The sequence below is a fragment of the Roseococcus sp. GW821-FHT12F05 genome (assembly GCF_058806835.1).
Genome location: NZ_JBXAQB010000011.1, coordinates 124,764 through 149,306 on the forward strand (window position 1 = coordinate 124,764; position 24,543 = coordinate 149,306).

Consider the following 24,543-nt stretch of genomic DNA (forward strand, 5'->3'; position numbering starts at 1 on the left):
AATGAAGCGCGTGGCTTGGCGTCTGCCCCCGCGGCCCTTCGTCCCGATGGTCGTAAACCACCTGGACCGCGCGATCGTCGGGTTCGGTCGTGGTTTCCTCGGACAGATGGCGGGGGCCCGCCACTCCGACATGACCCGCAAGAGCCGCCTCCATCCCGGCGCCTTCGTCTCCGCAGCTGCCGGTTACCGTGACGCCGTGCCTGGTGGGCGCAGCGCTGTTCGCCGGCACCCCGTCCTCCGGACCCTCGGTGCGGCGGGGGCCGCCGGAACCGCCTTCATCAACGCCATCGCCCGGTTTCGGCGGCTCCTCCGGGCCCGATCCGACTGGCCCGATCAAGACCAGACCCAGAGCTTCACGCCGGCGCTCCGCAGGCAGGGCGAAAGGGAAGAACCAACCGCCGCATCTCTGCGCCCCGGTGGCGCGAGGTGACATGTCCCGGGTTCAGGAGAGAACTGTGATGATCGTCGACGTCCATGCTCACTACACTCAGTCGCCACCGCAGCTCGAGGCGTTCCGGGGCTGGCAGGTCTCCCTCCAGAACCAGCCGGCTAGGCGCAAGCTCAACATCTCGGACGAGATGATCGTGCAGTCCCTGCAGGGCAACCTCCGGCAGATGCGGGAGCGCGAGATCGACCGCGTGATGTTCTCTCCCCGGGCCGCCGGCATGGGGCACGACTTCGGCTCGGAGCTGATCAGCCGGTACTGGACCGAGACCTGCAACGACCTGATCGGGCGGGTCTGCCGTCTCTTTCCCGAGCAGTTCTCGCCCATGGCCCAGCTGCCTCAGTCGCCCGGCATCAGTCCGAGGAACAGCCTCGAGGAGCTCGACCGCTGCGTGAATGGCATGGGCTTCGTCGGCTGCATGATCAACCCGGACATCTCCGGCGGGGTGGCGCCCTATACGCCGTCCCTCGGCAGCGAGTGGTGGTACCCGCTCTGGGAGAAGATGGTCGAGCTCGACATTCCCGGCATGATCCATGTGAGCTCGACGCTCAACCCGGGGATGCAGATCAACGGCACGCACTACATCGCCTGGGACATCAGCGCCGTCGTCGAGCTCTGCAATTCGCGCGTCTTCGACGACTTTCCCAAGCTGAAGCTGATCATCCCCCACGGCGGCGGCGCCATCCCGTTCCAGTACAAGCGCTATCAGGCCATGCACGCCCTGTCGGAGCTGCGCCCGTTCGAGGAGATGGTGCGCCACCTCTACTTCGACCTCGCCCTCTACGACCGGGATGCCATGGAGATGACGATCCGCCGGATCGGGCCGGACCGGATCCTCTATGCCAGCGAGATGTTCGGCACGGCGCAGGCCATCGATCCGGAGACGGGGCGCGGCTTCGACGACACCGTCCCGATGGTACGCAGCATCGAATGGCTCTCCCCCGAGGACAGGGAGAAGATCTTCAGCGGCAACGCCCGGAAGCTGTTCAACAGGGTGAAGTGGTAAGCGCCCGTTCCGCGCCCGCCCAGACAACGACAACAACAGGGAACCCGTCCATGTCGCAAGCCACCATTGCCCATCTTCCGTCCCAGGCGCCCGGCTGGCGCCGCAATCCCTCGGCGGCGCAGGCCTCGCCGGCGATCCTCGACCAGCTGCGGTCGCTCGCCGTCTCGCTGCTCAGCGACAACATGGCGCGGCTGACCGGAACGGTCGGCCTCACGCCGTATCACCGGCCGAAGCCGATGGCGGGGACGGCCGTCACGGTGCGCACGCGCGCCGGCGACAACCTGGCCATCCATCGCGCCTTCGACTTCTGCCGCCCGGGCGACGTGCTCGTGGTCGACGGCGGGGGCGAGCTGAGCCAGTCCCTGCTGGGCGAGATCATGGCGACCTATGCGGAGAGCATCGGCATCGCGGGCCTGGTGCTCGATGGAGCCATCCGCGACCTCGCCGCCATCCGCGCCAAGGACTTCCCCTGTTACGCGCGCGGCGTCACCCACCGGGGCCCGCACAAGTCGGGCCCGGGCGAGATCAACGTGCCCGTCACGGTCGGGGGGATGGTGGTCCATCCCGGCGACATCGTCGTGGGCGACGAGGACGGGCTCATCGCGATCTCGCAGGAGGAGGCGCCGGCCCTGATCGCGCTCGCCGAGGCCCAGCAGCGCAAGGAAACCGAAGCGCTCCAGGCCATCGACGCCGGCACCTGGGACCGCGGCTGGATCGAGGCGCAGGAGCGCAGGATGATGCTCTGACCCTGGACCCGCGGCGCCTTCCGGGACCGAAGGAAGGCGTCGCTTCCTCGAGCCGGAGGAGCTGACGGCTGCCTCGATCCGAGGCTGGTGGAGCGGAACGAAGAAGAATCGAAGGAGGAAACGACGATGATCCAAACAAGATCCTCGCGGCGCGCCCTGATGCTCGGGGCGTTGTCAGCGGGTGCGGCGCCGGCCGCGGGGAGCGCGCAGTCCTGGCCGACACGACCCGTGCGCATCCTCGTGGGCTTCCCGCCGGGTGGCCCGGTCGATCTCGCAGCGCGGATGGTGCAGCCGGGGCTGCAGGCCGCCTGGGGGCAGCCGGTGGTGATCGAGAACCGGCCCGGCGCCAATTCCATCATCGCCTTCGAGGCCTGCGCCCGCGCCGTGCCGGACGGCTACACGCTGGTGATGGGCGGGAACACCCTGACCCTGAACGTCGGGCTGTACCGAAACCTGCCCTACGACACGCTGACGGACCTCGCGCCGATCCTACTGCTCTACGGATCGGCGACGGTGCTGTTCGCCGGGCCGGAGCAGCCCTGGCGCGACGTCGCCGCCGTGATCGCCGCGGCGAAGGCCCAGCCGGCGGGCCTGACCTTCTCCACCTCCGGCACGGGCTCGCCGGGGCATTTCGCGGGCGAGATGTTCAACCGCGCGACGGGCGTCGAGCTGACGCATGTCGCCTATCGCGGAGGCCCGGCCGCCCTTCAGGACGTGGTCGCGGGGCGGGTGCCGCTCAGCTTCAGCACGCTGACGGCCGGGGCGCTGCAGCTCGTGCTGTCGGGCCGGCTGCGGGCGCTGGCCATCGCCGGGCCGCAGCGGCTGGACACGCTGCCGGGCGTGCCGACGCTGGACGAGCTGGGAATCCGGATCGCCGACACCAGCCCCTGGGTCGGGCTGCTGGCGCCGGCGGGCACGCCGGCGGCGATCGTGCAGAGGATCTCCACCGACGCCGCGGCGCTGATGCGCCAGCCCGGCGTGGCGGCCACCCTGGCCGAGCAGTCGGCCATCGTGGTCAATGCCGGGCCGGACGCCTTCGCCACCCGGATCCGGGAAGAGGCGGCGCGCTGGACGGAGGTGGCGCGGCTGGCCGACATGAAGGTGGAGTAGGGCGGCCGTCCGGGGCGGGACCTTGGAAGGCATCCCCGGAGATCCTCGTGTCCGTCCGATGAGGGCGGACTCGGCGGCTGAGCGATGTCTGCTGATGGTATCGCCGGGTCGGCGTCCTCTTCCATGGATATTGGCGGCTCGTCGGTGTCCTGCGATGGGATGGAGAGGTCGAGCGCGGGATGCGTGAGATCGACCCCGATCAGGCGAATATCATTCGGCGCATCTTCGGCGAGTTCGTGGCGGGCCTCAGCTCCACTGCGATCGCCCGCCGATTGCCTCAGGATCACATCCGGCCCGAGGCGCGTCTGCACCAACCGTTCCACGGTCAACCGCATGAAGATCGTGCTCGATGTGCTGGCCGAGCAGATGATGGACCCGGGTGACCTATCGGCAGAAGCTGGCTGAGCTTCGCCGCGCCGTCTTGGAGGGCGACAATGCCGAGGCTCTCAATAAGGCGCGGGCGCCGGTCGCCGTATCATCGTCCGGCCAGCCCCGCCGCGGAAACCGCCGGGGATCGTCGTTGAAGCAGGGCTAGCTTCGCTGCACATGACCACCCAGCCCGAGATCGCCGCGCAGATCGCGGAAACGATAGATAGGGTGGTGAAAGAAGGCGCGAGGGACAAAGTCCCCTGCATCGCACCCTCAGAGGATCCGCGCCTCGAAGGGCGGCACGTAGTCCGGTGCCTCGAACTCCAGCACCCAGAGGTCCGGGTCGCGTTTCACCTGGCGCTGGACATAGGCGTCGGCCGTCTCGCGGTCGACCGGTGCGGGCCCCGTGCCGCGGACCCAGGCCGGCCGGCCCTCGGCGTCGCGGGCCTGGGACAGCACGACCTGTCCCTCGCGACCCTCGAGCACGCACAGGAGACCGCCGGAATCGACGTCGCCCTTGCGCAGCACGGCGGCCGGGCGGCCCGCCATGTCCGACATGCGGATGGCCATGGAGACCCAGATATGGGCTTTGACGCGTGCGTCCATGACGCCTGCGTTAAGCGCTGCTCCCCGCTTGCCGCAAGCCCCGCCGATGGGCACAAGGAACGGAATCGATCCCCCCGGAGTTGAGTGATGGACGCGAAGAAGCTCACCGAAGGCCAGCGCAGCTACGAGGCGAAGCGCGCGGCCAAGGCTGGCATGAGCCTGGAGGCCTGGCTGCGCGACAAGGAGAAGCGCGCGAAGGAGGAGGCTGCGGCGGCGGCCAAGGTCGCGGTGGCCGAGTCCCCCGCGAAGAAACCCGGCTTCTTCACGCGACTGATGGACCGCGCCCATAAGCCGATCTGAGGTGACAACCGCCTACGATTTTTCCGCGCGCGACATCACCGGCCGGGAGGTCGGGCTCGCCGGCTATCGCGGCAAGGTCCTGCTCATCGTCAACACCGCGAGCAAGTGCGGCTTCACGCCCCAATACGAGGGGCTGGAGAAGCTCCATGAGGAGCTGTCGGAGCGCGGGCTCGCGGTGCTGGGCTTCCCCTGCAACCAGTTCGGCGCGCAGGAGCCGGGCAGCGAGGCCGAGATCGGCGAGTTCTGCAAGCTCACCTACGACGTGGGCTTCCCGATGTTCGCGAAGGTCGAGGTGAACGGGCCGGGCGCGCATCCGCTGTATCAATGGCTGAAGAGCCAGGCGAAGGGCTTCTTCGGGACATCGTCGATCAAGTGGAACTTCACCAAGTTCCTGGTGGATCGCGAGGGCAAGGTCGTCCGGCGCTACGGATCGACGACGAAGCCCGAGGCGATGAAGGACGCGATCGAGCGCCTGCTCTGAGGCGAGGGGACAGACCCCTCAAGCCTCACGCATCCACGGCTTCCGCATCCAGCGTCGCTGCATTGTCCTGGATGAACTTGAAGCGCAGCTCCGGCTTGCGGCCCATCAGCGCCTCCATGAGCTCCGCGGTCTTCGCGCGCTCCTCCGGCGGCAGGATCACCTTCAGCAGCACGCGCTTGGCGGGCGCCATGGTGGTCTCCTTCAGCACGGCGGCCGGCATCTCGCCGAGCCCCTTGAACCGGCTGACCTCGACCTTCTGGTTCGGCTTGAAGTGGCGCTTCAGCTGCCGCTCGCGGTCGGCGTCGTCCATCGCATAGACGCTCCTGTCGCCGGCCTGCAGCCGGAAGAGCGGCGGCTGGGCGAGGAACACCTTCCCCTGCCGCACCAGCTCCGGCAGCTCCTTGTAGAAGAAGGTCATGAGCAGGGCGGCGATATGCGCGCCGTCCACGTCGGCGTCCGTCATGATGACGACGCGGCCGTAGCGCAGCTTGGCGATGTCGAAGCGGTCGCCGACGCCGCAGCCCAGTGCCTCGATGAGGTCCTTCAGCTCCTGGTTGCCGCGCAGCTTTTCCGCGGAGGCGCTCGCCACGTTCAGGATCTTTCCACGCAACGGCAGCACGGCCTGAGTCTCGCGGTCGCGCGCCTGCTTGGCGGAGCCGCCGGCGCTGTCGCCCTCGACGAGAAAAATCTCGGTGTTCACGCTGCTTTCGCTGGAGCAGTCCGTCAGCTTGCCCGGCAGCCGCAGCTTGCGGGTGGCGGTCTTGCGCGGCGTGTCCTTCTCGGCCCGGCGGCGCAGCCGTTCCTCTGAGCGCTCGATCGCGAAGGCGAGCAGGTTGTCGGCGTTCTGCGGATCGCCGGCGAGCCAGTGGTCGAAGGGGTCGCGCAGCGCGTTCTCCGTCAGCCGCTGCGCGTCGCCGTTGGTGAGCTTGTCCTTGGTCTGGCCCTGGAAATGCGGGTCGCGGATGAAGACGCTGAGCATCCCTGCCATGCCGCCCAGAATGTCCTCGGCGGTGACGTTGGCGGCACGCTTCTCCTTCTTCATCTCGCCATAGGCGCGCAGCCCCTTGAGCAGCGCGCCGCGCAGCCCGGCCTCATGCGTGCCACCCTGCGGGGTCGGGATGGTGTTGGCATAGGTGGAGAGGAAGCCGTCGCCATGGTCGAGCCAGGTGATGGCCCATTCGCAGCGGCCGGCGGAATTGGGGAACTCCGCAGTCCCGGCGAAGGCCACGGGCACCACGGCCGACTTGCCCTCGACGGCCGTGGCCAGGAAGTCCGAGAGCCCGCCGGGGAAGTGCAGCACCGCCTCGGCCGGCGTGTCGCCGGTGACGAGCGAGGGATCGCAGCGCCAGCGGATCTCGACACCGCGGTAGAGGTAGGCCTTGGACCGACACAGACGGAAGAGCCGCTCGGCGCGGAAGGGCAGGGCGCCGAAGATCTCGGGGTCCGGCTTGAAGCGGATCAGCGTGCCGCGGCGGTTGCGCACCTCGCCGGCGCGCTTGAGCTTCGTGGTGGGCTTGCCGCGCGAATAGCTTTGCTTGAACAGTTCGCCGCCGAGCGCGACCTCCACCTCCAGCTCCTCGGCCAGGGCGTTCACCACGCTGCTGCCCACGCCGTGGAGGCCGCCCGAGGTGTCATAGGCCTTGCCCGAGAACTTGCCGCCGGAGTGCAGCGTGGTGAGGATCACCTCCAACGCCGACAGCTTCGGGAATTTCGGATGCGGGTCCACCGGGATGCCGCGGCCATTGTCGCGCACGGAGAACCAGTTGCCGGCCTCCAGCACCACGTCGATGCGGTCGGCATGGCCGGCCACCGCCTCGTCCATGGAATTGTCCAGGATCTCGGCGGCGAGGTGGTGGAGCGCGTTGTCGTCAGTGCCGCCGATATACATGCCGGGGCGCCGGCGCACGGGCTCGAGCCCCTCCAGGACCTCGATATCGGCGGCGCTGTAGCTGGAGGCGGCGCCGGCCTTGCCGCCGCGCCCCCCGAAAAGATCGTTCATGATGTGTTCGCTGTCCCCGGGCCGGACCTTACCCGAGGCGCGGAGTCCTCCGCAACCTCAGCGCCGGCCCCTTCATCCAGCCTCGGCTCGACGGGAACTGGCTCTCATCAGCCTCTCATCCGCGAGCTTCGCTCGCGACCCGTGGGGGCGGCGGGCCAGATGGACAGGAAGGTCCGCGGCGTCGAGGTCCGCGACTTGGCCACGCCGATGCCGCTGAGGATCGCATCGAGACTGTGCGTGTCGCCCCCGCCCCGGTTGGGCACGACGATCTCGTGGCCCACATGGGAGCCGAACTCGCCCACGAAATCGCCCTTCACCGTGAAGCAGATGCCGACCGTGTCAGAGGTGTTCTTCGAGAGGGCGGAGCGGACCATCTGCATCGGCTTAAAGAGGTTGAAGGCCGACATCTTGAGGTGCGAGGCCATCCCCGGCCCGTTGAAGGAGATGAAGGGCAGTCCCGACCAGTTCCCGACCACCTGCGCCAGCCCGCCGCCCAGCGAATGGCCGCAGATGCTGATGGGGCGGCCGAAGGCGGTCTCCTTCGCCCAGTTCACCATGGCGAAGGCGCTGCCGGCCATGTTGGGGATCACGTTCACGCCGATGCGGATGTTGCCGGAATTCTGCGAGACCGGCGCCGTGGTCAGCCCGCCTTTGGTGCCGGAGAAGCCTACGATGATCTCGTCGCGCGTCTCGAAGACGCCGCCCTGGTAGCCGTTGCCGTACCAGGTGGCCCACTCCCATTTCTGGACGGTCCACTCGCCCGGCGCGTCGATGGCCGATCCCGCCCGGGCGTAGCAGGCCTGGGCTATGTCGATGTAGTTTTCGATGGTGGCCACGTCGTTCCGCTCCCGCCAGATTTCGCCATTGATGCGAAAAGTCGGCGGAAGCGGCAATCCCACGTTGACGATAAGCCCGATCGGACGGGCCTATGGCCTCAGGCCAGATGGGCCTCCAGCATCCACAGCGCCTTGTCGAGCATGCGCGAGGTGGCCGTGAAGAGGTCCGCGGTATCGGCGTCGCCCGCCTCGGCCGAGGTGTCGATCGCCTCGCGCGAGGTGGCGGCCAGCGCGCCGTAGCGGTCGGCCAGCGCCGTCACATGGGCGATGCCGTCTTTCAGGTCAGCGGGGTAGGGCGCCAGCCGCGTCGCCGCGCCCACCTGCTGCGTCGTGCCAGCCGGCGTGCCGCCGATCTGCACGATGCGCTCGGCCGTGTCGTCCACCGCCTCGGCAAGCTGGCCGTAGAAGCCCTCGAACAGGAGGTGCAGCGCCGCGAATTGCGGGCCCTTCACGTTCCAATGCGCCATCTTCACGGCATTGCTGAGGTCGACGAGGTCGGCGAGCGCGGCGTTGAGCAGACCGACGCTGGCGAGGCGGGCGTTCTCGCCCAGGGTGTTGCGGGTGGTCGCAAGCTTGGCCATGAATTCATTCTCCTCTGTCCCCATTATGGGAACGTCGCCGTCCTGCGCCATTGATGCATGTCAGACCCTGACATTCACATAGCGCGCGGCTTCCGGGCCTGTGCCCTGCGTGTCGAAGCTCGCGGCGCGCCCGAGAATGGCGCGGTCCTCCTCCGTCAGGCGCGCGGCCTCGCGCAGATGCTCCTCCCAGCTCTCGATGGACCACAGCTCGACCCAGCGCTCGGGATGCGCGATGTCCTCGTAGAGCCGCCAGGAGGCGGCGCCGCCGCGCAGCCGGACGCGGCGGCACTCGGCCATCATGTCGAGGAAGCGCTCGCGATCGGCGGACGCCACGTGGTAGCGCACGACCTCCAGCACGCGGTTCTCGCCCTCGTGCAGCATGGCGCGCAGCTCGGCCGCGGCGGGCTCGGGCCGGGCGAGCTCCACGGCGGGCGGCGGCGCCGGCGCCCCGCCCTCCAGCCGCCAGTTGCGCACGGCGATCGCTCCCGCCCCGGCGCCCGCCGCGAAGAGCCCCATGGTGAGCTCGACGCCCACCCGGCCCGCGATCCAGCCGGCGAAGGCGGAGCCCAGCGCCATCGCCCCGAAGAAGCACATCTGGTAGATGCCGATCGCCCGCGCCCGCACCCAGGCCGGTGCGGCCATCTGCGCCGAGGCCTGCAGGGTCGAGGCCGCCGAGATCCAGGACACGCCGTAGAGCAGCATCCCCAACGCGGCGAAGGCCCAGTGGTGCAGCGTGGCCAGGATCAGCAGCGACAGCCCGCTCAGCAGCGAGGACCAGAAGACCAGCCCCGAGCGGTCGAGCCGCCCGCGCATCGCCGGCAGCACGAAGCCGGCCGCGACGGCGCCGGCGCCCATGCAGCCCAGCAGCAGGCCGAAGGCCTGGGGACCGAGGTTCAGCGTCTCGCGCACCAGCAGCGGCAGCAGGCCCCAGACCGCCGAGCCGAACAGGAAGAAGACCACCGCGCGGATGATGGCCGCGTGCATCGCCGGCGTCGCCGCGACGAAGCGCGCCCCGGCCCGCACGGCGGAGAGAAAATGCTCGCGCGGCATGCGGGAGATCACGGCCTCGCGCTTCCAGAGGAAGAGCGCGACCACCAGGGCCAGGATGCAGAGGGCGTTCAGCGCGAAGGCCGCCTCGATGCCGAACCAGGCGACGACCAGGCCGCCGATCGCCGGCCCCACCGCGCGGGTCAGGTTGAAGCCGATGCCGTTGAGCGCGATGGCGCCCACGAGGTCCTCGCGCGGCACCAGCTCCGGCGTGGTCGCGGCCCAGGCGGGGAAGGTCATGGCGAGGCCGGCGCCGAGCGCGAAGGTGAAGGCCACCAGCCCCCAGGGCCCCAGCGCGTCGCCCCAGGTGAGCAGGCAGAGCAGCGCCGCCATCAGCGCCATCCAGAGCTGCGCGCCGATCAGGAAGATGCGCCGGTCCATGATGTCGGCCAGCGCCCCGGCCGGCAGGGCCAGCAGGAAGACCGGCAGCATGGAGGAGGCCTGCACGAAGCTGACCATGATCGGCGCGGGGTCGAGGCTGGTCATCAGCCAGCCGGCCGCCGTGTTCTGGATGAAGAGCCCCGTGTTGGAGGCGAGGTTGGCGATCCACAGCAGCCGGAACGCCGGATGCCGCAGCGGCGCGAAGGCGGCCGGGCGGCGCATCAGATCACGGCGAACTTGATGGCGCAGAGAGCCGCGAGGACCCAGACGGCGCCATGCACCTCGCCGGCGCGACCGGCCAGGGTCTTCACGCCGGCATAGGCGAGGAAGCCGAGGCCGATTCCGGTCGTGATGGAGAAGGTGAAGGGCATGGCGAAGACGGTGATCATGGCGGGCAGGTACTCGGTCTCGTCGTTCCAGTGCACGCCCTTCAACGCCTGGGCCATCAGCCCGGCGACAAAGATCAGTGCCGGCGCGGTGGCGTATTCCGGCACGGAGGCGGCCAGCGGCGCGGCGAAGAGCGCGAGGAGGAAGAACAGCGCGACCGCGAGCGCCGTCAGCCCGGTGCGGCCGCCCTGCTGGATGCCGGCGGCGCTCTCGATGTAGCTGACGGTGGTGGAGGTGCCGAGCGCCGCGCCGATCATGGCGCCGCCGGAATCGGCCATCAGCGCGCGGCCGAGGCGCGGCACGCTGCCGTCCTCGCGCATCAGCCCGGCGCGGTGGGTGGTGCCGATCAGCGTCCCCGCATTGTCCAGCAGGTCCACCAGGAAGAAGGTGAAGACCACGCCCAGCATGCCCACGGTGAAGACGGCGCCGATGTCCAGCTGCAGGAAGGTCGGCGCCAGCGAGGGCGGCGGCGCCAGGACGCCGTGGAAGGTGGTGAGCCCGAAGGGGATGCCGGCGGCCGCCGTGGCGAGGATGCCGATGATAATGGCGCCGGGCACGCGGCGGGCGGAGAGCGCGGCCATCAGGATGAAGCCGCAGCTGCCGAGGATGACGGGGGCGGAGGCGATGTTGCCCATGCCCACCAGCGTCGCGGGGTTGGCGACGACGAGGCCGAGGTTCTTGAGCCCGATCAGGCCGAGGAACATGCCGATCCCCGCCGCGATGCCGAGCTTGAGCGAGAGCGGGATGCCGTCGATCAGCCATTCGCGGATGCGCGAGATGCTGACGGCGAAGAAGATCAGCCCCGAGACGAAGACCGCCCCCAGCGCCGCCTGCCAGGAGACCCCCTGGGCGCCGACCACCACGAAGGCGAAATAGGCATTGATCCCCATGCCCGGCGCGAGCGCGATGGGCAGGTTCGCGATAAGCCCCATCAGCGCCGAGCCGACGGCGGCGGCCAGGCAGGTCGCGACGAAGGCCGCGCCGGGATCGATGCCGGCCGCGGCCAGGATCTGCGGGTTCACCACCAGGATATAGGCCATCGTGAGGAAGGTGGCCGCGCCGGCCGCCACTTCACGGCGGATGTTCGTGCCCTGCTCGGCGAGGCCGAAGAATCGCTCCATGGACCGCGCCGCTCCCCCTGATGGCGGGCGGAGGTTACGCAGATGGGGAAGTCGATGTCACTTGCGCGTTCGGGCCGCCGGCGATCCGCCGGCGAGGAGGCCATTGCCGTCGATGCCTATCGCGCGGTGCTCGACGGCCAGGACGGCAGCGGCGGCGCGCCGCTGATGCCGCCCGCGGGATGATCGCCATCGGGCGGCGGGAACGCCGTCCCCGGACGAAGGGCGGAATGCGCGGCCTTCCGCCAGAGCATCAGCCGTTCCCGGGCGTTGCCACCCATCCGGCCACCGAAGCCCGCCAGGGCGCCGGCGAAGCTCTTCGCGAAATGGGCGCGCTGGACGTTGCTCGCGAGCCGTTCCGCCATCTCGTTGCGCGGTGTGTGATCGGCCATGTTCTACCTCCCGTGGATACCAACCCAAAAACCCGGCATCGACGGCGAGGTTGCCGGTCCGCCGGAGCGGGGCGGCCACGCAGTCAGGCGGGTAACAGGGTCTCCGCGTCGGCCCATAGCCGCCGCACCACGTCCCCGGCGGGTTCGGCGCGCGCCATTGCCGCCCCCTGGCCGGCCCAGAGCTGCATGCGGCTCGGATCGTTCTCTTGCGCCGCCTCCGCGCGCATCGGCACGGTCAGCACGCGCTGGAGCGGGTAGGGCGCCGGCGCCACCGTCTCGAAAGTCCGCGTCACCGCATTGGCGATGCCGCGCGCCAGCCGCCCGGTGAAGGCACGCGTCAGCACCGTATCCTCCGGCGCCGCATGCGGCAGCGCGTCGGCCCAGGCCGCCGCCACCGCCGCCTCGGGGCAGCGCAGGAAGGCCGTGCCGAGCTGCACTGCGCTCGCTCCCAGCGTCAGCGCGGCCGCCACGCCGCGCCCGTCCATGATTCCACCCGCCGCGATCACCGGCACGGACAGCGCGTCGGCGAAGCGCGGCACCAGCGCGAAGAGGCCGACGAGCTGCGCCTCCGCCGTCTCCGGCGTGAAGCTGCCGCGGTGGCCGCCGGCCTCGGCGCCCTGGGCGATGATGGCGTCGGCCCCGGCCGCCTCGGCCTCGCGCGCCTCGGCGAGCGTGGTGGCGTTGCAAATCCAGAGAATGCCGCGGGCCTTCAGCCCGGCGACGAAGCTCTCGTCCCAACCCTTGCCCATCATGGTCGAGACCGCGGAGGGACCGGCGGCCAGCACCGCGTCGCGCTGGGCGATGAAATCCTGGAGGAAGGGCCCGTCGCCCAATGGCGGCGGCTCCGGGCCGAGGGCTGCAAGCGCCCGGCGCGCGGCCTCCTCGCGCGCGGGATCGCGCACCGGGTCCGCGTCGGGCGCCCAGAGGTTCATCTGGAAGGCCCCATTGCTCCCGGCCCGGAAGACCTTCGCCCAATCCGAGATCTCCGCGGGGCTTGAGGCCAGCGCGCCCATGCCGCCCAGCCCGCCCGCATTGGCCACGGCGATGCCGAGCTCGGGCGGCGAGGCGCTGGCCATGGGCGCCTGGAGGATGGGCGCACGCAGGCCGAAGCGGGCGCAGAAGGCGAGGGCGCGGTCTCGGGCGGAGGACATGCCGTGATTGTGTCCGCCCGGCGCGGGCGGTAGCAAGACAGTCCGACTACAGAACGCATGACGAACCCGATGACCCTCAAGACCCTCCCAGGCGCCCCCAAGCGCAAGCTTTTCGGCACCGACGGCATCCGCGGCACGGCCAATCGCGCGCCCATGGACGCGGGCACGGCGCTGCGACTCGGCCAGGCGGCGGGGCGCTTCTTCAACCGCGGCACCCATCGCCATCGGGTGGTCATCGGCAAGGACACGCGGCTCTCGGGCTACATGCTGGAGCCGGCGCTGACGGCGGGCTTCGTCTCGGCCGGCATCGACGTGGTGCTGGTGGGGCCGCTGCCGACCCCGGCCATCGCGCTGCTGACGCGCTCGCTGCGCGCCGATCTTGGCGTGATGATCAGCGCCTCGCACAACCCGCACGAGGATAACGGCATCAAGCTCTTCGGCCCGGACGGGCTGAAGCTCTCGGATGAGCAGGAGAGCGCCATCGAGGCGCTGATGGAGGGCGATCTGACCGCGGCCCTGGTGACGCCCGAGCGGCTGGGCCGCGCCTCTCGGCTGGACGACGCGCCGGGCCGCTACATCGAGGCCGCCAAGGCCAGCTTCCCCCGCGGCCTGACCCTGGAGGGCCTGCGCATCGTGGTCGATTGCGCGCATGGCGCGGCCTACAAGGTGGCGCCCACCGTGCTCTGGGAGCTGGGCGCCGAGGTGGTGAGCGTCGGCGTGGCGCCCGACGGCTTTAACATCAACCGCAACGTCGGCTCCACCTCGCCGGGCCAGCTCGCCGCGCTGGTGACCGAGCGCCGGGCCGACCTGGGCATTGCGCTGGACGGCGACGCGGACCGCGTGGTGCTGGTGGACGAGAAGGGCCAGCTCATCGACGGCGACCAGATCCTGGCGCTGATCGCCGCCTCCTGGGCGCAGCAGGGCCGGCTCAAGGGCGACGCGCTGGTCGCGACCGTCATGAGCAACATGGGGCTGGAGCGCTTCCTCAAATCCAAGGGCCTGGCGCTGCACCGCACGGCCGTCGGCGACCGCTACGTCAGCGAGCGCATGCGCGAGACCGGCTGTAACCTCGGCGGCGAGCAGTCGGGCCATGTGATCCTGAGCGATTTCGGCACGACCGGCGACGGGCTGGTGGCCGCGCTCCAGGTGCTGGCCGTGCTGGTCGAGCAGAAGCGGCCGGCGAGCGAAGCCTGCCGGCTGTTCGAGACGCTGCCGCAGCGGCTCGTGAACATCCGCTTCACCGGCGCCTCGCCGCTGAAGGATGCCGGCGTGCAGAGCCTGATCGCGGCCGAGGAGAAGGCGCTCGGCGAGGCGGGCCGCGTGCTCATCCGCGCGAGCGGCACGGAGCCGGTCATCCGCGTGATGGTGGAGGCGGAGGAGGAGGGGCGACTGAACCAGGTGCTCGACAGCCTCTGCGGGACGATCCGCTCCAAGGTCAGCGCCTAGGCCCATGAAAGGCCGCGTCCTCATCTGCGCGGGCTCCGACTCCGGGGGCGGCGCCGGCATCCAGGCGGACATCAAGGCCGTCACCGCGCTGGGCGGCTTTGCCATGACCGCGATCACCGCGCTCACCGCCCAGAACACGCTTGGCGTGCAGGGCGTGATCGGCGTGGAGACAGGCTTCATCCGGCAGCAGATCGCCTCCGTGCTGGACGATCTCGGCGCCGACGCGATCAAGACCGGCATGCTGCACGACACCCCGACGATCGAGGCCGTCTGCGACGAGCTCGCCGCCCGTGCACCGGGCGTGCCGCTGGTCGCCGACCCCGTCATGGTGGCCAAGGGTGGCCATGCCCTGCTGGCGCCGGACGCCGTCGCGACGCTGAAGCGCCGCCTGCTGCCGCTCGCGGCGCTGGTCACGCCCAACCTGCCCGAGGCGGAGGTGCTGGCCGGCTTCCCTGTCACGGACGAAGCCTCGATGCGCGAGGCGGCCAAGGCCATCCTCGCCATGGGCGTGCCGGCCGTGCTGCTGAAGGGCGGCCATCTGGAGGGCGATGTCCTGGTGGACCTGCTCGCCACCGCCGAGGGCGTCGTCCGCTTCGAGGACCGCCGCATCGCCACGCGCCACACCCATGGCACGGGCTGCACCCTGGCCTCGGCGATCGCGACCGGCCTCGCCCAGGGGATGGCGCTGGAGCCGGCCGTCGCCCGGGCGCGCCGTTACGTGCGCGCGGCCATCCTGGCCGCGCCGGGCTACGGCGGCGGGCATGGCCCGCTCGATCACGGGGTGACGGTGGATGCCGGACGTTTCGACTAAGCCTGGCGTCACCCTTGCCTATGTTCCGCTCCCGCTGCTGGCCGTTCCGATGGGGCTCGGCGGGCTGGGGCTGGCCTGGCGGCAATTCGCCACCACCGCCGGGTGGGCCTGGATCGTCGCCGAGGCGCTGATGGCGCTGACGGTCCTCGCCTGGGCCGTCATCACCGGCCTGCACGCGGCTCGCGCGATCGCGCATCCCTTCATGGCGCGCGAGGATTGGCTGCACCCCTTCCGCGGCAGCTTCGCCGGCGCCATCGCCATCGGGCTGATGCTGGTGGCCTCCGCCTTCATCCCCTTCGCGCCGGCGCTGGCGCGCGACGTCCTGCTCGTGGCGGTGGCGCTGCAATGGGGCATCGGCCTCGCTTTGCTGGCGCGCGTACTGCGGGGCCAGGGCAGTCCGGAGATGCTGGCGCCGCCGCTGCTCATCCCGCTGGTCGGCAATATCGTGGCCACGATCTTCGCGGTGCCGTTGGGGATGCCGCAGCTCGGCTGGATGCTCTTCGGCATCGGCGGGACGCTCTGGCTGGCGCTGCAGCCGCTGATGCTGGGCCGGCTCTTCGAGGCCACGCCGCCACCGGTGCTGCGGCCCGCGTTGTTCATCCTGCTGGCGCCGCCGGCGGTGGGGGCCCTCGCCATCGAAGCGCTGTTGGGGCAGGGGCCGTTCATGTGGGCGCTCTACGGCTTCGCGGGCTTCACCCTGGCGCTGCTGGCGATCGTCCTGCGCCACATAACGGTCTCCGGCTTCAACCCGGGATGGTGGGCCTTCACCTTCCCGCTGGCCGCCTTCACCACCGCGACCCTGCGCGTGGCCCCGGGCTGGGCCGGCGCCGCGACGCTGGCGATCTGCACCCTGGTGGTCGGCGCGATCGCGGTGCGGACCCTGGCGAGCGCCCGGAGCTTCTTCCGGGCGCCGTGAACGTCTGCCTGGCGCGCGATTCAGACCTCCGGCGCCGTCATCACGCTCGGGTCAGGCCACCACCTCCCGCGAGGTGATCTCGTACTGGAACTGCGGCGGGTTCAGGCAGTCCGGCTGGCCGGCCAAAGTGAAGGCGCAGGGGTACATCAGGAAGGCGAAGTTCGGCTTCTGCTGCGCGCCGGCCTCGGGCAGGACGATGTCGGTGGCGCTGTTGTAGCCCACCCAGTTCATCTCCCATCCGCCGAAGAGCTTTTCCCGGAGATCGCGGATCTCTCCGCTGCCGAGCGCCAGCTGGTGGTCCAGGATCACCTTCCGCACATCGGCCGGGTCCAGCGGGAACCAGCCCTCACCTTCGAGATAAACCTCCGAGCGGCAGTGCTGCGCGCGGGAGATGTTGCCGGCCGCCCCCATAGTGCGGAAGTACCGCGAGGCGGCGACGCGGATGCCGTAGACGTCGCGTGCGGGAAAGCCGGCGGCCCGAGCGAGCCCGGTCATCAGCCCGTTGATATCGGCGCATTTGCCCGAGAGATTGCCGCTTTCCAGCATCGCCTTGATGTCGCCGAAGCCGCAGCCGGGCGTGTCCGGATTGCGCGAGGTGTTGTCCACCACCCAGTCGTAGATCGAGCGCAGCTTCGCTTTCGGGTCGGTGCGGTCGCCGATGATGCGCAGCGCCGTCTCACGGACGATGCCGTCGATCGGCACGCTCTCTGTCGGCTCGCTCCAGAAGCGGCGCTCGGCGGAGGTCACGGGCAGCAGCGCGTTGCCGCCGGCGCGGTCGCAGGTGGATACGGTCTGCACCAGCTCGACGGTCTTGGGCGTCGTGGACTGGCCGTCCCAGGTCAGCTTCAGCATGTCGGCGCCGTAGTGGGCGTCGCGCACCACGCGAGCCTGACCCGTCGCCTGCCAGCGCAGCTCCTGCGCCGCCTGGTAGCCGCCCGCGCTCTGCGCCAGCGGGAGCCAGAGATGGGCCACGCCGGGGTCGGGCAGGGTCACGCGGGTGACGAGCTCGAAGCGGCGCCAGCCCGGCGGGGGCGTGGAGTTGGCCTGCTGGGCCTGGGCGCTCGTCAGGCCGGACGAGGCGCTGGCCGCCAGCCCGACGGCGGCGGTCGAAAGAAAGGCGCGGCGATCCATGAGGATTCCTCCCTCCAGATGATCGGCCCGGACCGGGCACCCATCTTGGCAAGCGGCGATCTCGCGTGCAGCGGCAACCGGCTTGCCCGGAAGCGATAGCATCCGCCGGGCCGGATGACGAGGATTGCGTGGCCCCTGGCCGCTCAGGCCCCCAGAAAGGCGGGGTCGAAGATCTCCGACAGCCCGGTCTGTTCGCCGGTCGTCACGCGGTCCACCCTGCCGAGGGCCGCGTCGAGCAGCGACTCCATTCCCGGCGGCAGCGACAGGCCGAGCGCGGTGAGATCCGTCGCCACGGTCTCGCCGGCGGCCATGTACCGGTTCGAGGCGCGCAGGTCGGGCGCGCCGCGCATCCGCACCAGCAGGATGCGGCCGGCCATGGGCTCGGCGCTGTGCGACAGCAGAGCCGCGCCGCATTGCACGCCGCAGAGCACGGCCGCGGGCGGGCCGGGCAGCGCGAAGCTCATGAAGAGCGGCAGCCCGGTCGCGGCGTCGCGCAGGGGCAGGTGCAGGGTCCGGCCGGCGATGGCGGCCTCGCCCCGGAAGAGCGTCGCGCCGATCGGCAGATCCTCGCGGTACTCGGCGTCTACCGCGCCGGTCCGCGTGCGGCTGAGCTGCAGCGATCCGCGCAGGATCCGCCCACTGAAATGCGGCGACCAAGCCACGGAATAGGCCGCGTAGAGGCCCGCGATCTCCACCCCCAGCGCGCCGGTAGTCCTGGCCGGGGCGCGCGTCACGGGCTCGGCTCTGGAGCCGAAGCGCGTCAGCAACTCGGCCCGAAACTCCTCCAGGCTGGAGGCGGCGATCCAGGCGCCGTCCCGCGGCAGCGAGAGCACCTTCGCCCAGTCCTGGTAGACCTCGGCGAAGCGGGGCTCGGCCCTGCCCTGCAGCCATTTCTGCGAGCGCTGGAGATCGAAATAGGTCGAGGCATTGACCGCACGGAACCGTCCGCACAGCTCCTTGAGGCTGCTGCAGCCGAGGGCCTGCGTCGTCAGTCGCAGCTTCGCGGCGATCTCGGTGGGTGCGGACATTCCTCGGCGGAGCGGATTTTCTCGAAACTCTTCTAAATTCTTGCACAGAGGAGGTCCAGGCTTCGGGACAGCCCGATGGAGAAATCGTGCTCGGACATGCCGTAACATGCTCAGGAAAAAGTATTTCCATCGGCATTCCGCCCTGTTCCGCAAATTCCACTCCGGTCAGCGCGGCCGCTGCCGGCATGGTCTGTCATCGTGAGATTCAACCCTGGAGATAATGCCATGCCGATCGCGCCGCCGCTTCCCGAGCCGTTTCCCTGGCCGCGCTGACGTCAGGTCGGAGAAGGGAATGTCGAACCGGGGCTATCAGCAATACGAGCAGCAGCTGCGCCTGCCGCAGGCCTTCGCCTATCAGTGCGACATGCTGGTCTGGCGGAACAGGCCAGGCCTCGGCGCGTTGAACCACCCCGGTCATGCGGCCCTGGTCGTCCGCCGAACCGTCAATGAAGGGCCCTGGCATGGCCGGGCCGGCTTGAATTTCGGCCTCGGAGAGACGGAGCCGCAGATCGCCCCCGAAAACCATCGGTATGTGAGCTTCTGGCCCTATGGCGAGATGGACAGCGCCTTCGACCGGACCTCCGCTAGGTTCAACAAGAACCACCTGGAGGACATGTACAACGAGCTCGGCGGCACGGGCCGGCGGATGCTCGCAGGGGACCGGACGCAGCCGCGGGAGGGCCAGATCGTGATCGGCCAGGACCGCGACCTGCAGGATGTCTGGGGCCAGCGGCACGAGGCCACCGTGTCGGTGATCGGCCTGAGCGGCGCGCGCGAGGACAGGCTGGGGCTCGCGCTCAACCGGATCGTCAGCTGGGCGGTCCGCTTCCGGACGGGCGAGGAGTTCAGCTACGTCTTCGCAAGCAAGACGCAGAACTGCGCGGGCGTCGCGGTGCGTGCCATGCAGGCCGGCGGGGCCGATGCCTTCACGCCGCTGGGGGGCAATCCCGCCAAGCCCAGCTTCTACATCGTGCCCAATGATGCCCAGCGCTGGGCGAATGCGGTGCGCCTCGGCGTGGAGGAGTGCAACCGGATGCTGGCCGAGCTGCGGAACCGGACGCGGCACATCCGCATCTCCAGGGCGTCCTCGAAGGCCAGGGACCTCATGCCCATCCAGGAATGGAAGGCCAAGAGCGACGTGGCGCGGATGGGCCGCGGCCGCCTGACGAGCGCCATCGACAAGGCCCTGACGGAATACCACGAGAAGAATTGGGCCTCACATTTCGAGCACCAGCTCAAGCGCCTGGTGACGATCATCAAGAACCTCCACGACCATCTGCGCGAGGACAGCAAGCGCGACACCGCCTACCTCCTGCTCGCCAGCCAGGTTGTCGATGTCGTCGCCGTCGTGTCCCGCACCGCCGATCGCCACTGGCCCACCGATAACTACTACGGGACCAAGTACGACATCGTCTGAGTCCTGGGTCCGCAGGAGCCATCCGCGGCCGCGCGATCGGGCATTCCGCCCGTTCCACGAATTCCATTCCGGCTCAGGCGGTCGCCGCCGGCATGGTCTGCGCCATCAGATTCAAACCCGGAGACAATCCATGCAGTTCGCGCCGCCACGGTCCCAGCCGTTCCACCCGCATCGCTGATTTCGGATCGGAGAACGGAATGTCGATCAGGGGCCATCAGCAGTACCGGGAGCAGCGAAGCCTGCCGCAGGAGCTGCCCTTCCAGTGCGACATGCTGGTCTGGCGCAATGCGCCGGGCCTCTCCGCGCAGGACCATCCCGGCCACGCCGCCCTGGTGCTTCGCAGGACCGTCAATGAGGGGCCGTGGCACGTCCTGGGCAGCAGGCTTCGGCATGTGACCGCCGGCGACGTCAACCCGGCGATCAGGCTCACCGATCAGCGCTATGTGAGCTTCTGGCCGGGCTTCGGCGGAGGTGACGGCTACTTCGGCGTGCGCAACGGCATGTTCCGGAAGGACCATCTCGAGGACATGGAGCACGAGATGAGCCCGAGCGGCCGGACGCGGCTGAGCAACAATCAGACCGACCCCCGACAGGGCCAGATCGTGGTCGGCGAAGACGAGGGCCAGGACGTCTGGGGACAGCTGCCCCAGGCCACCGTCTCGGTGCCGGGCCTGACCGGCGCGCGCGCGGACAGGCTCGGGCTTTCCCTCAACCGGATGGTCGCCTGGGCGGCCCGCTTCCGGCAGGGCGACGAGTTCAACTACGTCTTCGCCAGCAAGACCAACAACTGCTCGGGCGTTGCGGTGCGGGCCATGCGGGACGGCGGCGGGGACGCCTTCGCCGCGCTCGGGGGCGGTCCTGCCGAGCCCACCTTCTACCTCGCGCCCAACGACGCCCAGCGCTGGGCGAATGCCGTGAGAATCGGCGTCGGCGAGTGCAACCGGATGCTGGGCACGCTGCGGAACCGGACGGCCTTCATGGCGGCGCCGCCGCCCGGCCTGGACCTCATGTCCGCCCAGGACTGGAAGACCCGGAGCGACGTGGCCTGGACCATCCGCGGCCGCCTGACGGCCGCCATCGACAAGGCGCTGAAGGACTACCACGGGCGGGACTGGGAAGCGGGATTCCAGAAGAAGCTCAAGGCCCTCGTGACCATCATCAAGAACGTCCACGACCACCTGCGCGAGGACAGCAAGCGCGACGGCGCCTATCTCCATCTCGCCTGGCAGATCCTCGCCGTCGTCGGCCGATTGGCGCGGAGCGGCGACGAGCCCTGGAAGCCGGACAATTATTACGGCGACAAGTACAGCATCAACTGAAGCGGATCAGTCCGCCCGGATGTTTCCGAGACGCACGACCTCCTCGTAGCGCGCGAGCTCCGAGCGCACGAGCGCCGTCAGCTCCTCTGGCGTCTTGTGCCAGGGCGTCATACCGACGCGGTCGAGCGCTGCGCGAAAGGCCGGATCGGCGAGCATCGCATCCAGCTCGGCGGTGATGCGGCGCAGGACGGCCGGATCCGTCCGCGCCGGCGCGAAAAGCGCCTGCCAGGCCAGCATCTCGAAGCCGGCGAATTCCGGCAGGCGCGCCAGAGGCGGTAGGTCCGGCAGGCCCGGATGCGGCTCCAGGGAGGAGATGGCGAAGCCCTTGATCCGGCCGTCGCGCAGCAGCGGCCCCGTGCTGGTGACGGTGAGCACCGCGAGGTCGAGGCGGCCGGCCATCAGGTCCGTCGGGATCTGAGCGGCGATGCGGTAGGGCACATGCTCCAGCTTCGCGCCGGAGCGCCGCGCGATGATCTCGCCCCAGAGGTGCAGCGAGGTGCCGGTGCCCGAGCTGGCATAGGTCAGCCCGTCCGGGAGCGACCTGGAGAGGGCGATGACGCCGGCCATGTCGGCGGCGGGGAGGTCCGGGCGGCCGACCAGTGTGAGTGGCAGCGAGGCCAGCATGCCGATCGGCGCGAAGTCGCGCAGCGGGTCGTAGCGGACGGCCCCCGGCGTCACGAAGGGCGAGATGGTGAAGGGGCTCTCCACGCCGACCAGCAGCGTGTGTCCATCCGGCGCGGCGCGGGCCGCGCGCTCCGTGCCGATGGTGCCGCCGGCGCCCGGCGCGTTCTCCACGACGACGTTCTGGCCGAGCCGGCGCGTCAGCTCGCTCGCCGCCAGCCGCGCGACGGTGTCCACGTTGCCGCCGGGCGCGAAGGGCACGATGAGCGTGATCGTCCGCGACTGCGCCAGCGCGGGCGCGGCCAGGAGGACGGGCGCGGCGAGCAGGGCGCGGCGGTTCATGCGATCTCTCCTTGCGGGAAGCACTCGGCGGCCAGCGCGTCGAACTCCTCGGCGAAGGCGGCCTCCAGATGGCGGCGCGAGGGCTCCGGCAGGAAGGAGCCGCGGATGCCGTTCAGCATGAAGCCGCGCAGGTCGGCGAGGCCGAAGCCGAAATCCTCCACCATCATCCGCCAGCAGCGCGTGGGCGTGACCTGGTGCAGCGGCGGATCGTCGGTGTTGGGGTGGATGAGCAGGCCGACGGCGGGCATGCGGCGGATCGGGTGGTCCTGTGCCCAGCGCTCGGGCGGCAGGGTGCGCAGGTAGTAGGAGTTGGTCGGCACCACCGTGAAGAGCACGCCGCGCTCGGCGCAGCGCGCCGATATCGCGGGGTCCTCCAGTACGGTGTAGCCGTGGTCGATGCGCTCGACCCCCAGCAGGTCCAGCGCGGTCTCGACGTTGCGGGGATGGCAGCCGAACTCGCCGGCATGGGCGGTGAGGCGGAAGCCACCCTGCTTCGCCAGGCGCCAGGCCTTCCAGAAGAGCTCGGGCGGGCGGTCCGTCTCGCGGTAGTCGATGCCTAGGCCGATGATGGGGTCGCGGCGGTGCGCCAGCATCCATTCGACGAGCTGCGTGGCGTCCTCCGGCGTGGCCTCGCGGTCGATGGCGGGGATGAGCAGGGCGGAGACGCCGAAATCCGTGGCCGCATCGGCGAAGCCCGCCAGGATCGCGTCGGCACCCTTGGCATAGGGAAAGATGTGCTCGGTGCCGGTCGGATTCCAGAAGATTTCCGAGTGGCGGACGCCATGGGAGGCGGCGTCGTGCAGATGCTCATAGGCGATGCGGTGCAGGTCGCCGGGCTGGCGCAGCACGCGCTGCTCCAGGGCGCGAAGCACGTGCAGCACACCCTTGGGCTTGGCGTCGCGGGCGTAGAGCGCCTCGGTCTCGGCCTCCATCATGCCGCTGCGCGCGGCCATCTCGGCGAAGGTGGACTGTCGCACCGCGCCCAGCAGGTGCACGTGCAGGTCCACCTTGGGCATGGCGTGGCAGAAGGATTCCAATGTGTCCGACATCCGGCGGACACTGCCTCGTGACCCTTCCGAAGGGAAGGCCAAGGGAGGGCCGGGTGACAGGAGCCGCGGCCCATGGCACGAACCCGCCTATGCTGAAGCCGCAAAATCCCTGCTTCTCCTCCGGCCCCTGCGCCAAGCGCCCAGGCTTCTCCCTCGCCGCGCTCGAGGGCGCGCTGCTCGGCCGCAGCCACCGCGCTGCCGCGCCCAAGGCGAAGCTCGCCGAGGTCATCTCGCGCTCCAAGGCCATCCTCGGCATGCCCGCTGACTACCGCCTCGGCATCGTGCCCGCCTCGGACACCGGCGCCGTCGAGATGGCGCTGTGGAGCCTGCTCGGCCCGCGCGGTGTGGACGTGCTGGCCTGGGAGAGCTTTTCGGCCGAATGGGCGCAGGATATCGCCTCCGAGCTGAAGCTGGTGGAGCCGCGCCTGCTCCGAGCGCCCTATGGAAGCCTGCCCGACCTGGGGAAGGTGGATCCGAAGCGCGACTGCGTCTTCGTCTGGAACGGCACGACCAGCGGCGTGCGCCTCGTCGCGGCCGACTGGATCGCGGACGACCGCGAGGGCCTGACCATCTGCGACGCGACCTCGGCAGCCTTCGCCATGGAGCTGCCCTGGCCCAAGCTCGATGTCGTCACCTGGTCCTGGCAGAAGGTGCTGGGCGGCGAGGCGGGCCACGGCATGATCGCCCTCTCGCCCCGTGCGGTGCAGCGGCTGGAGGAGCACACGCCGCCCTGGCCCATGCCGAAGATCTTCCGGCTCACCAAGGACGGAAAGATCAACGAGGGCATCTTCAAGGGCGACACGATCAACACGCCCTCCATGCTCTGCGTGGAGGACGCGCTGGACGGGCTGCGCTGGGCGGAATCCGTGGGCGGGCTGCCGGCGCTGATCGCGCGGTCGGAATCCAACCTGGCGGCCGTCGCCGGCTGGGTGGAGCAGAGCGGGTGGGCGCGCTTCCTGGCGATGGACCCGGCCACGCGCTCCCGCACCTCGGTCTGCCTGAAGATCGTGGCGGACTGGTTCACGGCGATGGACTACGACCGGCAGGTCGAGGCGGCGAAGCGGCTCGCGGCGATCCTGGAGAGCGAGGGCGTGGCGCTGGATGCCGGCAGCTATCGCGATGCGCCGCCGGGGCTGCGGATCTGGTGCGGCGCCACGGTGGAGCGCTCGGATGTCGAGGCTCTGCTGCCTTGGCTGGATGTGGCTTTTGCTAAGGTGGCCCAGGAATTCGCGGGCTGATCTGCGAGGGGCTCCGCCCCTCGGTTGTCTCGCCTTCGGCGCCAACCCCGCCGGGGCTTTTGGCCCTCGAGCCTTTTACGAAGGAAGGTGCAGGAAACGAGTTTCCTGCTGGGGGAGTTTGAGGGGGGCGACGCCCCCTCAAGATCTTCAGCGCAGTCCGAAGAAGCTCAGCACGGCTGCGATCACGACGACAAGCCCGACGATGTAGATGATGAGGTTCATGGCAATCTTCCTTCTGCTGCTTCCGTAACTGCGAAAGCGAGGGAAGGT

General features: G+C 70.0%; 23 protein-coding genes. 11 read left to right on the top strand and 12 right to left on the bottom strand.

Features of this window, described 5'->3' with window-relative positions:
• Positions 1–458: 458 nt before the first annotated feature.
• The 3 genes from AC1ROY_RS23475 (at position 459) to AC1ROY_RS23485 (ending at position 3,307) form a co-directional block, all read left to right on the top strand.
• Complete coding sequence (locus AC1ROY_RS23475) at positions 459–1,451, top strand: amidohydrolase family protein (RefSeq protein ID WP_493151325.1); 993 nt, start codon at positions 459–461, stop codon at positions 1,449–1,451.
• Between the two features lie 50 nt (positions 1,452–1,501).
• Complete coding sequence (locus AC1ROY_RS23480) at positions 1,502–2,197, top strand: RraA family protein (RefSeq protein ID WP_493151326.1); 696 nt, start codon at positions 1,502–1,504, stop codon at positions 2,195–2,197.
• A gap of 126 nt (positions 2,198–2,323) precedes the next feature.
• Positions 2,324–3,307 (top strand): tripartite tricarboxylate transporter substrate-binding protein, encoded by a 984-nt coding sequence (locus AC1ROY_RS23485; RefSeq protein ID WP_493151327.1) that lies wholly within the window; start codon positions 2,324–2,326, stop codon positions 3,305–3,307.
• A 642-nt stretch (positions 3,308–3,949) separates the two neighbouring features.
• Here AC1ROY_RS23485 and AC1ROY_RS23490 read toward each other — a convergent pair.
• On the bottom strand, positions 3,950–4,282 hold the full coding sequence (locus AC1ROY_RS23490) for a DUF1491 family protein (protein WP_493151328.1): 333 nt from the start codon (positions 4,280–4,282) through the stop codon (positions 3,950–3,952).
• A gap of 87 nt (positions 4,283–4,369) precedes the next feature.
• Here AC1ROY_RS23490 and AC1ROY_RS23495 point away from each other — a divergent pair, with 87 nt between their 5' ends.
• Positions 4,370–4,582 carry a hypothetical protein gene (locus AC1ROY_RS23495; protein WP_493151329.1) on the top strand — a complete coding sequence of 71 codons (213 nt, stop codon included), beginning with the start codon at positions 4,370–4,372 and terminating at the stop codon, positions 4,580–4,582.
• 1 nt (position 4,583) lies between these two features.
• Entirely contained in the window at positions 4,584–5,063 is a 480-nt protein-coding gene (locus AC1ROY_RS23500) for a glutathione peroxidase (protein ID WP_493151330.1), read from the top strand.
• A gap of 25 nt (positions 5,064–5,088) precedes the next feature.
• On the opposite strand, the gene parE is transcribed toward AC1ROY_RS23500, so the two are convergent.
• From parE to AC1ROY_RS23535, 7 genes are all read right to left on the bottom strand, one after another.
• Positions 5,089–7,062, bottom strand: coding sequence for a DNA topoisomerase IV subunit B (gene parE / locus AC1ROY_RS23505; protein ID WP_493151331.1), 1,974 nt, complete (start codon positions 7,060–7,062; stop codon positions 5,089–5,091).
• Between the two features lie 107 nt (positions 7,063–7,169).
• Positions 7,170–7,898 (bottom strand): alpha/beta hydrolase family protein, encoded by a 729-nt coding sequence (locus AC1ROY_RS23510; RefSeq protein ID WP_493151332.1) that lies wholly within the window; start codon positions 7,896–7,898, stop codon positions 7,170–7,172.
• Between the two features lie 98 nt (positions 7,899–7,996).
• Positions 7,997–8,479, bottom strand: coding sequence for a DNA starvation/stationary phase protection protein Dps (dps, locus tag AC1ROY_RS23515; RefSeq protein WP_493151333.1), 483 nt, complete (start codon positions 8,477–8,479; stop codon positions 7,997–7,999).
• Between the two features lie 60 nt (positions 8,480–8,539).
• Positions 8,540–10,129 carry an MFS transporter gene (locus AC1ROY_RS23520; protein ID WP_493151334.1) on the bottom strand — a complete coding sequence of 530 codons (1,590 nt, stop codon included), beginning with the start codon at positions 10,127–10,129 and terminating at the stop codon, positions 8,540–8,542.
• Entirely contained in the window at positions 10,129–11,415 is a 1,287-nt protein-coding gene (locus AC1ROY_RS23525) for an NCS2 family permease (protein ID WP_493151335.1), read from the bottom strand. The genes AC1ROY_RS23520 and AC1ROY_RS23525 overlap by 1 nt, the downstream gene beginning before the upstream one ends.
• A 116-nt stretch (positions 11,416–11,531) precedes the next feature.
• Positions 11,532–11,804 (bottom strand): hypothetical protein, encoded by a 273-nt coding sequence (locus tag AC1ROY_RS23530; RefSeq protein ID WP_493151336.1) that lies wholly within the window; start codon positions 11,802–11,804, stop codon positions 11,532–11,534.
• An 83-nt stretch (positions 11,805–11,887) separates the two neighbouring features.
• On the bottom strand, positions 11,888–12,955 hold the full coding sequence (locus tag AC1ROY_RS23535; RefSeq protein ID WP_493151337.1) for an NAD(P)H-dependent flavin oxidoreductase: 1,068 nt from the start codon (positions 12,953–12,955) through the stop codon (positions 11,888–11,890).
• Positions 12,956–13,024: 69 nt separating this feature from the next.
• Here AC1ROY_RS23535 and glmM point away from each other — a divergent pair, with 69 nt between their 5' ends.
• Genes glmM through AC1ROY_RS23550 form a run of 3 tightly spaced genes read left to right on the top strand, consistent with a single transcriptional unit; the run spans position 13,025 to position 16,128 of the window.
• The gene (gene glmM / locus AC1ROY_RS23540) at positions 13,025–14,401 is read left to right on the top strand and encodes a phosphoglucosamine mutase (protein ID WP_493151338.1); all 1,377 of its coding nucleotides are present in this window, start codon (positions 13,025–13,027) and stop codon (positions 14,399–14,401) included.
• 4 nt (positions 14,402–14,405) lie between these two features.
• Positions 14,406–15,212, top strand: coding sequence for a bifunctional hydroxymethylpyrimidine kinase/phosphomethylpyrimidine kinase (gene thiD / locus AC1ROY_RS23545; RefSeq protein WP_493151339.1), 807 nt, complete (start codon positions 14,406–14,408; stop codon positions 15,210–15,212).
• Complete coding sequence (locus AC1ROY_RS23550) at positions 15,193–16,128, top strand: SLAC1 family transporter (RefSeq protein ID WP_493151340.1); 936 nt, start codon at positions 15,193–15,195, stop codon at positions 16,126–16,128. The genes thiD and AC1ROY_RS23550 overlap by 20 nt, the downstream gene beginning before the upstream one ends.
• 51 nt (positions 16,129–16,179) lie before the next feature.
• On the opposite strand, the gene AC1ROY_RS23555 is transcribed toward AC1ROY_RS23550, so the two are convergent.
• A complete protein-coding gene (locus AC1ROY_RS23555; RefSeq protein ID WP_493151341.1) occupies positions 16,180–17,259 on the bottom strand; it encodes a transglutaminase-like domain-containing protein in 1,080 nt (359 codons plus the stop codon).
• A gap of 143 nt (positions 17,260–17,402) precedes the next feature.
• On the bottom strand, positions 17,403–18,287 hold the full coding sequence (locus AC1ROY_RS23560; RefSeq protein WP_493151342.1) for a hypothetical protein: 885 nt from the start codon (positions 18,285–18,287) through the stop codon (positions 17,403–17,405).
• A gap of 292 nt (positions 18,288–18,579) precedes the next feature.
• Here AC1ROY_RS23560 and AC1ROY_RS23565 point away from each other — a divergent pair, with 292 nt between their 5' ends.
• Together AC1ROY_RS23565 and AC1ROY_RS23570 are read left to right on the top strand one after the other, a co-directional pair.
• A complete protein-coding gene (locus tag AC1ROY_RS23565) occupies positions 18,580–19,704 on the top strand; it encodes a hypothetical protein (RefSeq protein ID WP_493151343.1) in 1,125 nt (374 codons plus the stop codon).
• 197 nt (positions 19,705–19,901) lie between these two features.
• On the top strand, positions 19,902–21,023 hold the full coding sequence (locus AC1ROY_RS23570) for a hypothetical protein (protein WP_493151344.1): 1,122 nt from the start codon (positions 19,902–19,904) through the stop codon (positions 21,021–21,023).
• 6 nt (positions 21,024–21,029) lie between these two features.
• Here AC1ROY_RS23570 and AC1ROY_RS23575 read toward each other — a convergent pair whose 3' ends face one another.
• A complete protein-coding gene (locus AC1ROY_RS23575) occupies positions 21,030–21,986 on the bottom strand; it encodes a Bug family tripartite tricarboxylate transporter substrate binding protein (RefSeq protein ID WP_493151345.1) in 957 nt (318 codons plus the stop codon).
• Positions 21,983–23,035: an adenosine deaminase family protein gene (locus AC1ROY_RS23580; RefSeq protein ID WP_493151346.1), complete on the bottom strand. Its 1,053-nt coding sequence runs from the start codon at positions 23,033–23,035 to the stop codon at positions 21,983–21,985. The genes AC1ROY_RS23575 and AC1ROY_RS23580 overlap by 4 nt, the downstream gene beginning before the upstream one ends.
• Positions 23,036–23,124: 89 nt before the next feature.
• Here AC1ROY_RS23580 and AC1ROY_RS23585 point away from each other — a divergent pair, with 89 nt between their 5' ends.
• Positions 23,125–24,273, top strand: a complete 1,149-nt coding sequence (locus AC1ROY_RS23585; RefSeq protein ID WP_493151347.1) for a phosphoserine transaminase — start codon at positions 23,125–23,127, stop codon at positions 24,271–24,273.
• The last annotated feature ends 270 nt before the right edge of the window (positions 24,274–24,543 follow it).